The sequence below is a fragment of the Pseudomonas sp. NFACC04-2 genome (assembly GCF_900119265.1).
Classification (GTDB): domain Bacteria; phylum Pseudomonadota; class Gammaproteobacteria; order Pseudomonadales; family Pseudomonadaceae; genus Aquipseudomonas; species Aquipseudomonas fluorescens_AA.
The window spans coordinates 154,337-167,412 of the sequence record NZ_FPJC01000009.1 but is presented as its reverse complement, the minus strand read 5'-3'; the positions used below and the strand labels follow the sequence as shown (position 1 = coordinate 167,412).

1 protein-coding gene is annotated in these 13,076 nt (G+C 65.6%); it reads left to right on the top strand.

Annotated features, from left to right (window positions below):
* Positions 1-18: 18 nt before the first annotated feature.
* Positions 19-13,005: a non-ribosomal peptide synthetase gene (locus BT125_RS14585; protein ID WP_072407963.1), complete on the top strand. Its 12,987-nt coding sequence runs from the start codon at positions 19-21 to the stop codon at positions 13,003-13,005.
* The last annotated feature ends 71 nt before the right edge of the window (positions 13,006-13,076 follow it).

Genomic DNA, 13,076 nt, shown 5'->3' with positions numbered 1-13,076 from the left:
TTCAGGCAGGAACCCCCCATGACCGACGCGTTCGAACTCCCCAGCACCCTGGCTAATGCCCTCCAGCGCCGCGCCGCGTTGACGCCGGACCGGGTGGCCCTGCGCTTCCTTGCCGACACCCCTGGGCAGAGTGTGGTGTTGAGTTATCGCGACCTGGACCTGCGCGCCCGGACCATCGCCGGCGCCTTGCAGGCCGAAGCGGCGCTGGGCGATCGCGCCGTGCTGTTGTTTCCCAGTGGCCCGGATTACGTCGCGGCGTTCTTTGGCTGCCTCTACGCCGGGGTGATCGCAGTGCCGGCCTATCCGCCGGAGTCCGCCCGTCGCCACCATCAGGAGCGCCTGCTGTCGATCATCGCCGACGCCGAACCGCGCCTGCTGCTCACCAGCAGCGATCTGCGCGAGCCGTTGCAAGCCATCGAATCGGCACCGCCGGTGTTGTGCGTCGATACCCTCGACCCGGCCCACGCCGGGCAATGGCGGATGCCGACACTGCAGGACGATGACATTGCCTTCCTGCAATACACCTCCGGCTCCACCGCGCTGCCCAAGGGTGTGCAGGTCAGCCACGGCAACCTGGTGGCCAACGAACTGCTGATCCGCCATGGCTTCGGCATCGACCTGAACCCCGACGACGTCATCGTCAGCTGGTTGCCGCTGTATCACGACATGGGGCTGATCGGCGGTCTGTTGCAGCCGGTGTTCAGCGGCGTCCCCTGCGTATTGATGTCCCCGGCTTATTTCCTGGCCCGGCCTCTGCGTTGGCTCGAAGCGATCAGCGAGTACGGTGGCACCATCAGCGGCGGCCCGGATTTCGCCTATCGGTTGTGCAGCGAACGGGTCAGTGATTCGGCCCTGAACCGTCTCGACCTGAGCGGCTGGCGCGTGGCCTATTCCGGCTCCGAGCCGATCCGTCTCGATACCCTGGAACGTTTTGCCGAGAAATTCGCCCCGTGCGGCTTCACACCGGACAATTTCATGGCCTCCTATGGCCTGGCCGAAGCGACCTTGTTCGTCGCCGGCACGCCGCGCCGCCACGGCATTCCTTCGTTGCGAGTGGATGACGCGGCTCTGGCGCAGAACCGGGCCGAGCCGGGGCAGGGCAGCGCGGTGATGAGTTGCGGTGTCAGCCAGCCCGGGCACGCGGTGCTGGTTGTCGAGCCCGCCACGTTGCAGCCGTTGGTCGACAATCAGATCGGTGAAGTCTGGGCCGCCGGGCCGAGCATCGCCCTGGGTTACTGGCGCAACCCTGAAGCCAGCGCCAAAACCTTTGTCCAGCACGAGGGCCGGACCTGGCTGCGCACCGGCGACCTGGGTTTCCGGCGCGGCGGCGAACTGTTCATCACCGGTCGCCTGAAAGACCTGCTGATCGTGCGCGGGCACAATCTCTATCCCCAGGACATCGAGCAAACCATCGAGCGCGAAGTGGAGGTGGTGCGCAAGGGTCGGGTGGCGGCGTTCGCGGTCAACGACAGCGGCGAGGAGGGCATCGGTATCGCCGCGGAAATCAGCCGCAGCGTGCAGAAAATCCTGCCACCCGAAGCCTTGATCAACGCCATTCGCCAAGCCGTGGCCGAGGCCTGCCAGCAAGCCCCGAGCGTGGTGGTGCTGCTCAATCCCGGCGCATTGCCCAAGACCTCCAGCGGCAAGTTGCAGCGCTCGGCCTGCCGCATCCGGTTGGCCGACGGCAGTTTGGACAGTTACGCACAGTTCCCGTCAGCCGCAGCAGATGTGGCTGACGAACTCGCCCCGTCCTCCGAGTTGCAGGCCCTCATCGGTCAGGTCTGGCGGGAGCAATTACAGGTCGAGCAGGTCCGGGCCGACGATCATTTCTTCCTGCTGGGCGGCAACTCCATCGCCGCCACCCAGGTGATCGCACGCCTGAGCGAAACCCTCGGGCTGGCGCTCAACCTTCGCCTGCTGTTCGAAGCGCCGACCCTGGCTGCGTTCGCGGCAGCGGTGGCGAACCAGCAGCAGGACGGCGGCCAGGCCCAGGGCGCGATCAGCCCATTGCCGCGTCATGCGCCACTGCCGCAATCCCTGGCGCAGAACCGTTTGTGGATCACCTGGCAGCTCGACCCGACGAGCCGTGCCTACAATATTCCCGGTGCCTTGCACCTGCGCGGCGAGCTGGACGAAGACGCGCTGCGTGCCAGTTTCCAGCAACTGATCGAGCGTCACGAGTCCTTGCGCACGCGGTTCCTGGAGCGGGATGGGGTGGCCTTGCAACAGGTCGATCCGGCCGGCGAATTCAAGCTGCAGGTGGTCGATCTCAGTGACGAACCTGTCAACCGGCGCGAAGCCCGGGCGCGGCAGGTTCGAGAAGACGAAGCGGCCACGCTGTTCGATCTGGAGAAGGGACCGCTGCTGCGGGTCACCCTGTTGCGCCTCGACGAGGATGACCATCAACTGCTGGTGACGCTGCACCACATCATCGCCGACGGCTGGTCGATGAATGTATTGATCGAAGAATTCTCCCGCGTGTACGCCGCCGCCTCCCAAGGCCAGGTTGCTGAACTGGCGCCATTGCCTTTGCAATACGCCGACTACGGCAGTTGGCAACGCCAGTGGCTCGCCCAGGGCGAGGCCGAGCGCCAACTCAGCTACTGGAAGCAGCAACTGGGCGCTGAACATTCGGCCCTGGTGCTGGGCACGGATCATCCACGCAGCGCTCAACGCCAGCGCAGCGCCGCGCGGCACAGCCTGCGCCTGGACAAGGACCTCGGCGAGGCCCTGCGCCAAGTGGCCCAGGCTCATGACGCAACGCCGTTCATGCTGTTGCTGGCAGCTTTCCAGGCGCTGTTGCAGCGTTACACCGGGCAATCCGACATCCGCGTCGGTGTGCCCAACGCCAACCGTCCGCGCCTGGAAACCCAGGGGCTGATCGGCTTCTTCATCAACACCCAGGTGCTGCGCGGGCAGGTCGATTCCCGTCAACCGTTCGCCGCGCTGCTGGTCCAGGCCCGGGAAGCCACGCTCGGGGCCCAGGCCCACCAGGATCTGCCGTTCGAACTACTGCTCGAAGCGTTTCCCGAGGCGCGCGAGCAAGGCCTGTTCCAGGTGATGTTCAACCACCAGCAACGCGACCTGAGTGCCTTGCGCCGTCTGCCGGGGCTGCTGGCGGAGGAGTTGTCGTGGCACAGCCGCGAAGCCAAGTTCGACCTGCAATTGCACAGCGAAGAAGATCGCAACGGCCGGTTGACCCTGTCGTTCGACTACGCCGACGAACTGTTCGAGGCGGCGACTATCGAGCGGATGGCAGTCCATTACTGCAACCTGTTACGGGCGGTCTGTGCCGATCCGCAGCAAGCCATCGGCGATGTACCGTTATTGACCGCCGATGAACACAGCCAACAGCAGCAGTGGGGCGCGGCCCCGTGCGCGCCGGCCAACCAATGGCTGCCGGAGCTGTTGAACGAGCAGGCCCGCCGCACGCCGCAACGGATCGCCCTGCGCTGGGACGGTGGTCAACTCGATTATGCCGAGCTGCACGCCCAGGCCAATCGCCTGGCCCATTACTTGCGGGACAAGGGCGTTGGCCCGGACGTGTGCGTGGCGATTGCCTGCGAGCGCTCGCCGCAGTTGCTCGTTGGTGTACTGGCCATCATCAAGGCCGGCGGTGCCTATGTGCCGCTGGATGCGGACTACCCAGCCGAACGCCTGGCCTACATGCTCGACGACAGCGGCGTCGACCTGCTGCTGACCCAGACCGCGCTGCTGGAGCGTTTGCCAGCCTGCGACGGCGTCAGTGTCATCGCCATGGACGCCTTGCACTTGGAACAATGGCCGAGCAATCCGCCGGGCCTGCACCTGCACGGCGATCACCTGGCCTACGTGATCTACACCTCCGGTTCCACCGGCCAGCCCAAAGGCGTCGGCAACACCCACGCGGCCCTGGCCGAGCGCCTGCAATGGATGCAAGCAACCTATGGGCTGGATGCCACCGATGTGCTGATGCAAAAGGCCCCCATCAGCTTCGACGTGTCGGTCTGGGAATGCTTCTGGCCGCTGATCACCGGCAGTCAACTGGTCCTGGCGGGCCCCGGCGAGCACCGTGACCCGCACCGCATCGCCCAGTTGGTGCAGCAGTTTGGCGTCACCACGCTGCACTTCGTACCGCCGCTGCTCAGCCTGTTTGTCGAAGAGCCGCTGAGCGCCCGCTGCACCAGCCTGCGCCGGCTGTTCTGCGGTGGCGAAGCCTTGTCGGCCGAGTTGCGCAACCGGGTGCTGGCACAACTGCCGTCGGCACAGTTGCACAACCGCTACGGCCCGACCGAAACCGCGATCAACGTCACTCACTGGCATTGCACCGACGCTGATGGCGAGCGCTCGCCCATCGGCCGTCCCCTGGGCAACGTGTTGTGCCGGGTGCTCGACAGCGACCTCAATCCCGTGCCCGCCGGTGTGCCGGGCGAGCTGTGCATTGGCGGCCTGGGCCTGGCCCGGGGTTACCTCGGGCGTCCGAGCCTGAGCGCCGAGCGTTTCGTCGCCGACCCGATGGGACCGGCCGGTGCGCGGTTGTACCGCACCGGTGACCGGGCACGTTGGCGCGCCGACGGCGTGATCGAATACCTCGGCCGCCTCGACCAGCAGGTCAAGCTGCGGGGCTTTCGGGTCGAGCCGCAGGAAATCGAAGCGCGCCTGCTGGCCCAGGACGGCGTCGCCCAAGTGGCGGTGCTGGTGCGCGACACCTCGGCCGGCCCGCAGTTGATCGGTTATTACACCGCGCCGGAGGTCGCCCACGGCGAGGATGAATTGAACACCCGGCTCAAGGCTGCCCTGGCCGCCGAACTGCCGGACTACATGGTGCCCGCCCAACTGCTGCGTCTGGACGTCATGCCTTTGAGCCCGAGCGGCAAACTCGATCGCCGCGCCTTGCCCGAACCGCAATGGCAGGTGCGCGAGCATGTCGAGCCGGTCAGCGCCCTCGAACAGCAAATCGCCGGTATCTGGCGCGAGGTGCTGGGACTGGCGCGCATCGGCCTGCGGGACGATTTTTTTGCCCTCGGCGGCCATTCGCTGCTGGCGACCCAGATCATTTCCCGCACGCGCCAGGCCTGTAACGTGGAACTGCCGCTGCGGGCGCTGTTCGAGGCGAGTGAACTGGGTGCTTTCGCCGAGCAAGTACGCTTGATCCAGGCCAGCGGCCAGACCAACCGCCAGCCGCCCATCGAGAAGGTCGACCGCAGCCAACCGGTGCCGCTGTCGTATTCCCAGCAGCGCATGTGGTTTCTCTGGCAGATGGAGCCGGACAGCCCGGCCTATAACGTCGGCGGCATGGCGCGGTTGCGCGGAGTACTGGATGTCGGGCGCTTCGAGGCGGCCTTGCAAGCGTTGATCCTGCGCCACGAAACCCTGCGCACCACGTTCCCGAGTGTCGACGGCGTGGCCTGCCAACAGGTGCACGGCGAGACGGGCCTGCGCATGGACTGGAAGGACTTCTCGATGCTGGCCGCCGACATTCGTCAGCAGCGGGTGCAGCAACTGGCGGACAGCGAGGCCCACCAGCCCTTCGACCTGGAAACCGGACCGTTGCTGCGGGCCTGCCTGGCCAAGACCGCCGAGCATGAGCATTACTTTGTGTTGACGCTGCACCACATTGTCACCGAAGGCTGGGCGATGGACATTTTCGCCCGTGAACTGAGCGCACTGTACGAAGCCTTTGTCGACGACCGTGAATCCCCACTGGAGCCGTTGCCGGTGCAGTACCTGGACTACAGCGTCTGGCAGCGCCAGTGGCTGGAGTCCGGCGAGCGTCAACGGCAGCTGGACTACTGGACCGCGCAACTGGGCCGCGAGCATCCGCTGCTGGAGCTGCCCGGCGACCGCCCGCGTCCGTCGGTGCAAAGCCATCGCGGTGAACTGTTCCGTTTCGATCTCAGTGATGAGCTGGCTGCGCGGGTCCGCGCCTTCAATGCGCAACAGGGCCTCACCCTGTTCATGACCATGACCGCCGCCCTGGCCGTGCTGCTCTACCGCTACAGCGGCCAGACCGACCTGCGCATCGGCGCGCCGGTGGCCAACCGCATCCGCCCGGAAAGCGAAGGGCTGATCGGTGCGTTCCTCAACACCCAAGTGCTGCGTTGCCAGCTCGACGGGCAGATGTCGGTGGGCGAACTGTTCGAACAGGTGCGCCACACCGTCATCGAAGGCCAGTCCCATCAGGATTTGCCGTTCGATCATCTGGTGGAAGCCCTGCAACCACCGCGCAGTGCGGCCTACAACCCGTTGTTCCAGGTGATGTGCAACGTGCAGCGCTGGGAGTTCCAGCAGAGCCGCACGCTGGCCGGCATGACCGTCGAATACCTGGTCAACGACGCCCGGGCCACCAAGTTCGACCTGAACCTGGAAGTCACCGACCTGGATCAGCGCCTGGGTTGCTGCCTGACCTACAGCACTGACCTGTTCGACGAACCGCGCATCGCGCGCATGGCCGGGCACTGGCGCAATCTGCTGGAAGCGCTGCTGGACGACCCGGCCCGACGCCTGAGCGAACTGCCGTTGCTCAATGTCGGCGAGCAGCAACAACTGTTCGACAGCCTGGGCGTCGAGCCCGGTGAGCATCGCCTGGACCAATGCATTCACCCACTGTTCGACGAACAGGCCCGGGCGCGTCCCGACGCGCCGGCCCTGACCTTCGCCGGGCAGACCCTGACGTACGCACAACTGGACAGCCGCGCCAATCGCCTGGCCTGGCGCCTGCGCGAGGTAGGCGTCGGGCCGCAGGTGCGGGTGGGCCTGGCCTTGGAGCGCTCGCTGGAAATGGTCGTTGGCCTGCTGGCGATTCTCAAGGCCGGCGGTGCCTACGTGCCGCTGGATCCGGAATACCCGCTGGATCGCCTGCACTACATGATCGAAGACAGTGGCATCAGCCTGCTGCTCAGCGACCGGGCGATGCTCCAGGCCCTCGGTGCACTGCCCGACGGCGTGGGTTGCTGGTGCCTGGAAGACGATTCGCCGGCCTTGGCGCAGTACCCGGATCACTCGCTGCCGTTGATCAACCTGCCGCAACACCAGGCCTACCTGATCTACACCTCCGGTTCCACCGGCAAGCCCAAGGGCGTGGTGGTGTCCCACGGTGAAATCGCCATGCATTGCCAGGCGGTGATCCAGCGTTTTGGCATGCGCCCGGACGACTGCGAGCTGCATTTCTATTCCATCAACTTCGATGCGGCCACCGAACGCCTCTTGGTGCCGCTGCTCAGTGGTGCCCACGTGGTGTTGCGGGCCCAGGGCCAGTGGGACGCCGAGGAAATCTGCGGGCTGATTCGCCAGCATCGCATCAACATCCTTGGTTTCACCCCCAGCTACGGCAGCCAGTTGGCGCAATGGTTGGCGACCCAGGGCCAGACCTTGCCGGTGCGCATGTGCATCACCGGCGGCGAAGCCCTGACGGGCGAGCATTTGCAGCGCATTCGCGCGGCGTTCAGCCCGAGCCTGTTTTTCAATGCCTATGGCCCGACTGAAACCGTGGTCATGCCCCTGGCGAGCCTGGCCCCCGAGCAATTGGAGGAGGGCGCGGCCAGTGTGCCGATTGGCAGCGTGATCGGTGCCCGGGTCGCCTACATCCTCGACGCCGACCTGGCGTTGGTGCCGCCGGGTGCCACGGGCGAGTTGTATGTGGGCGGCGCCGGTCTGGCCCAGGGGTATCATCAGCGTCCGGGGATGACCGCCGAGCGTTTCGTCGCCGACCCGTTCGCCATCGACGGTGGGCGGCTCTATCGCACCGGCGACCTGGTGCGCCAGCGTGCCGATGGGCTGGTGGAGTATCTGGGACGGATCGACCATCAGGTGAAGATCCGTGGTTTCCGCATCGAACTGGGGGAAATCGAAACCCGCCTGCTGGAACATGAGGCGGTGCGCGAGGCCGTGGTCTTGGCCCTCGACACGCCTGGCGGCAAGCAACTGGCCGGCTACCTGGTGAGCGACATCGCCAGCCAGGACGACGAGCGACAAACGGCCCTGCGCGACGCCTTGAAAAACCACCTCAAGGCCCAGTTGCCGGACTACATGGTACCCACGCATCTGATCCTGCTGGCGAGCATGCCGCTGACCGCCAACGGCAAGCTCGACCGCCGCGCCTTGCCGCTGCCCGATCCTGAACTCAATCGCCAGCACTACGTGGCGCCGAGCAATGCCCTGGAACAGACCTTGGCGGCGATCTGGTGCGACGTGCTGAACGTGGCGCAGGTGGGCCTCAACGATAATTTCTTCGAGCTGGGCGGTGATTCGATCCTGTCCATCCAGGTGGTCAGCCGCGCCCGGCAGCAGGGTATTCATTTCACGCCCCGGGACTTGTTCCAGCACCAGACCGTACAGACCCTGGCCGCCGTCGCCACGCGCAGCCAGCAAGTGCATGCCGAGCAGGGCCTGTTGCAGGGCGCGTCCGGGTTGACGCCGATCCAGCACTGGTTTTTCGACCGCCCGATCCCCAACCGGCATCACTGGAACCAGGCGTTGCTGCTGGAGCCGACCACGACCTTGGACCCGCAACGGCTGGAACAGGCGCTGCGCAGCGTCTTCCAGCACCACGATGCCTTGCGCCTGGGCTTCGACGAAAGCGCCGGACATTGGCGCGCCGAGCACCAGTCGCTGGCTGACGCTGTGCTGTTGCAGCAGGTCTGCGTGGACACTGCCCAGGCGTGCGAAGCGTTGTTTGCCGAGGCGCAGAGCCGTTTCAATCTAGCCACCGGGCCGTTGCTGCGTGCCGTGCTGGCGCAGTTGCCAGATGGCCGGCAACGGTTGTTGATCGTCATTCATCACCTGGTGGTGGACGGTGTGTCGTGGCGGGTGCTGATGGACGATTTGCAAACCGTCTACCGCCAGCTCGTCGCCGGGCAGGCGGCGCAACTGCCGGCCAAGACCAGCCCGTTGCGTGACTGGGCCGGGCGTTTGCAAGCCTACGCCGGCAGCGAGTCCCTGCGCGAGGAACTGGGTTGGTGGCAAGCGCAATTGAGCGGTGCGCCAGTGCAACTGCCGTGCGCGAATCCTGACGGCGGGCTGCAGGAGCGTCACGGGCAAACCGTCACTGTGCGCCTGGACGCCGAGCGTACCCGGCAATTGCTGCAACAGGCCCCAAGCGCCTACCGGACCCAGGTCAATGACCTGCTACTCACGGCGTTGGCCCGGGTGCTGTGCCGTTGGAGCGGCCATGATTCGGCCTTGGTCCAGCTCGAAGGCCACGGCCGCGAAGCGCTGTTCGACGACCTCGACCTGACCCGCACCGTCGGCTGGTTCACCAGCGTCTATCCCGTGCGCCTGAGTCCGGCGGTTGAAGATTTCAGCGCCTCGATCAAGACCATCAAGGAGCAACTGCGCGCGGTGCCCCACAAGGGCCTCGGTTATGGCGTGCTGCGCTACCTGGCGGACGCGACGACTCGCGAGGCGATGGCCGGCCTGCCGCACGCGGCGATCACCTTCAACTACCTGGGTCAGCTCGACCAGACCCTGGGTCAGGAGGCGCTGTTCCAGCCGCTGGATGCGCCCCTGGGTGCCATCCACGATCCCGATGCGCCGCTACCCAACGCGTTGAGCGTCGACAGCCAGGTCAGTGGCGGTGAGCTGGTGCTGCGCTGGACCTTCAGTACCCAGCGCCATGAGCGCGAGGCCATCGCGGCCCTGGCCGAGGCTTACCTCGATGAGTTGCAACGCCTCATCGAACACTGCCTGACGGACGAGGCGGGCGGGCTGACGCCATCGGACTTCCCCCTGGCGAAGCTGACCCAGGGCCAGCTCGACAGCCTGCCCGTGCCGGCCGCGCAGATCGACGACGTCTACCCGTTGACGCCCATGCAGGAAGGCATGCTGTTGCATACCCTGCTGGAGCCGGGCACCGGTCTGTACTACATGCAGGATCGCTACCGCATCAACAGCGAACTGGACCCACAGCGTTTTGCCCAGGCCTGGCAGGCGGTCATCGCCCGCCACGAAGCCTTGCGCGCGTCGTTCTGCTGGAACGTCGGCGAAGACATGCTGCAAATCATCCACAAGCCCGGCCGTACGCCGGTGGATTACCTCGACTGGTCCGAGGTGCCTGAAGACGCCCAGGAAGCCAAGCTCCAGGCCCTGCTCAAGGATGAACGCGAGGCCGGTTTCGATCTGTTGAACCAGGCGCCATTCCACCTGCGGCTGATTCGGGTCGGCGCGGCGCGCTACTGGTTCATGATGAGCAACCACCACATCCTCATCGATGCCTGGTGCCGTTCGTTGCTGATGGACGACTTCTTCGAGATCTACACCGCCCTGGGCGAGCAGCGCGAGCCGCAGTTGGCCGTGCCGCCGCGTTATCGCGACTACATCGGCTGGCTGCAACACCAGAGCCTCGACGCAGCCCGGCAGTGGTGGAAGCGCAACCTGCAGGGCTTCGAGCGGACCACGCCGATCCCTGGCGACCGGCCGTTCCTGCGCGAGCACGCCGGTGACAGTGGCGGCATGATCGTCGGCGACTGCTACACCCGTCTCGATGCCCGGGACGGCGCACGGCTGCGGGAACTGGCCCAGGCCCATCAACTGACGGTCAATACCTTCGCCCAGGCGGCGTGGGCCCTGGTCCTGCGCCGGGTCAGCGGCGACCGCGACGTGCTGTTCGGCGTCACCGTGGCCGGGCGCCCGGTGGAGTTGCCGCAGATGCAACGCACCGTCGGGCTGTTCATCAACAGTATCGCTTTGCGCGTGCAGATGCCCGAGGACCATCAGCGCTGCAGCGTGCGCCAGTGGCTCAGCGATTTGCTGGACAGCAACATGCAACTGCGCGAGTACGAATACCTGCCGCTGGTGAGCATCCAGGAAGTCAGCGAACTGCCCAAGGGCCAACCGCTATTCGACAGTCTGTTCGTGTTCGAGAACGCGCCGGTGGAAGTCTCGGTGCTGGACCGTGCCCAAAGCCTCAATGCCACCTCCGACTCGGGCCGTACCCACACCAATTTCCCGCTGACGGCGGTCTGCTACCCGGGGGATGACCTGGGGCTGCACCTTTCCTACGACCAGCGCTACTTCGATGAAGCCACCGTCCAGGGTTTGCTGAGTGAGTTCAAACGGCTGCTGCTGGCGCTGATGGAGGGCTTGCACGGTGACATGAGCGAGTTGCCGCTGATCGGTGCCCAAGAGCAGGACTTCCTGATCGAAGGCTGCAACCAGAGCGAGCATGCCTATCCGTTGGAGCAGAGCTACGTCGAGCTGTTCGAGGCGCGGGTCGCGGTCCATCCGCAACGTCTTGCGGTCAGTTGCCTGGACACGACCTACAGCTACGCCGAGTTGAATGCGCGCAGCAACCGCCTCGGCCACGCGCTGATTGCGGCCGGGGTCGGTCTGGATCAGCCGGTGGCGTTGCTGGCTGAACGGGATGCGCAACTGCTGGGCATGATCATCGGCAGCTTCAAGGCCGGTGCCGGCTACCTGCCGCTGGATCCCGGCCTGCCGAGCCAGCGCCTGAGTCGCCTCATCGAATTGAGCTGCACGCCTTTGCTGGTCTGCACCCAGGCCTGCCAGGCCCAGGCCCAGGCGTTGCTGGACGAGTTCGCTTGCTCCGCACGGCCGAAGTTGCTGGTGTGGGAAACCGTCCAGGCCGGTGACTTTTCGCCGCAAAACCCGGGCGTCTACAGCGGGCCGGACAACCTCGCCTACGTGATCTACACCTCCGGCTCCACTGGCCTGCCCAAAGGCGTGATGGTGGAACAGCGGGGTATGCTCAACAACCAACTGAGCAAAGTGCCGTACCTGGCGCTGAGCGAGGCGGATGTCATCGCCCAGACGGCCTCCCAAAGCTTCGATATTTCGGTCTGGCAGTTCCTGGCCGCACCGTTGTTCGGCGCCCGGGTCGACATCGTGCCCAACGCCATCGCCCACGACCCGCAAGGGTTGCTGGAGCATGTTCAGCAGCAGGGCATCACCGTGCTGGAAAGCGTGCCGTCGCTGATCCAGGGCATGCTCGCCCAGGAGCGTATCGGTCTGGACGGCCTGCGCTGGATGCTGCCCACCGGCGAAGCGATGCCGCCGGAGCTGGCCCATCAATGGTTGCTACGCTATCCGGACATTGGCCTGGTGAATGCCTACGGGCCGGCGGAATGCTCCGATGACGTGGCGTTCTTCCGGGTCGACATGGCTTCCACCCGTGGCACTTACCTGCCGATTGGCACGCCCACCGACAACAACCGTTTGTACCTGCTCGACGGCGCGCTGGACCTGGTGCCGCTGGGGGCGGTGGGTGAGTTGTGCGTGGCGGGTACTGGAGTCGGACGCGGGTATGTCAGCGATCCGTTGCGCACCGCCCCGGTCTTTGTGCCGAACCCGTTCGGGGCACCGGGAGAGCGGCTGTATCGCACCGGCGACCTGGCGCGGCGGCGCAGCGACGGGGTCTTGGAATACGTCGGACGCATCGACCATCAGGTGAAAATTCGCGGCTACCGCATTGAGCTGGGTGAAATCGAAGCGCGCTTGCATGAACAGCCGGAAGTGCGCGATGGGGCGGTAGGCGTGCAGGAGGGCGCCAATGGCAAGCATCTGGTGGGCTACCTCGTGGCCACCGACTCGGCACTCAAACCCGCCGAACGCCTGGAGCGCATCAAGCAGCGCCTGCGGGCCGAACTGCCGGACTACATGGTGCCGCTGCACTGGCTGTGGCTCGATCGTCTGCCCCTCAACGCCAACGGCAAGCTCGACCGCAAGGCCCTGCCGGCCCTGGAGATCGGCCAGTTGCAAAGCCAGGACTATCAGGCACCCGGTAATGAACTGGAGCAGACCCTGGCAGACATCTGGGCCCAGGTGCTGAAAGTCGAGCGGGTGGGGGTACGGGACAACTTCTTCGAGCTGGGCGGTCACTCCTTGCTGGCGACGCAAATCGCCTCACGGGTGCAAAAGGCCCTGCAACGCAACGTGCCGCTACGGGCGATGTTCGAGTGCAGCACGGTGCTGGAACTGGCCGATTACATCGATGGGCTGGCGGCCAGCGAAATCACTGAGGAGAAGGTGGACCGGCTGAATGATTTGATGGCGGAATTGGAAGGCATGTAGTTTTGCGGCGTCTAACAAGACCATCGCGAGCAAGCTCGCTTCCACAGTGGATTTGTGTACGACGCAAATTT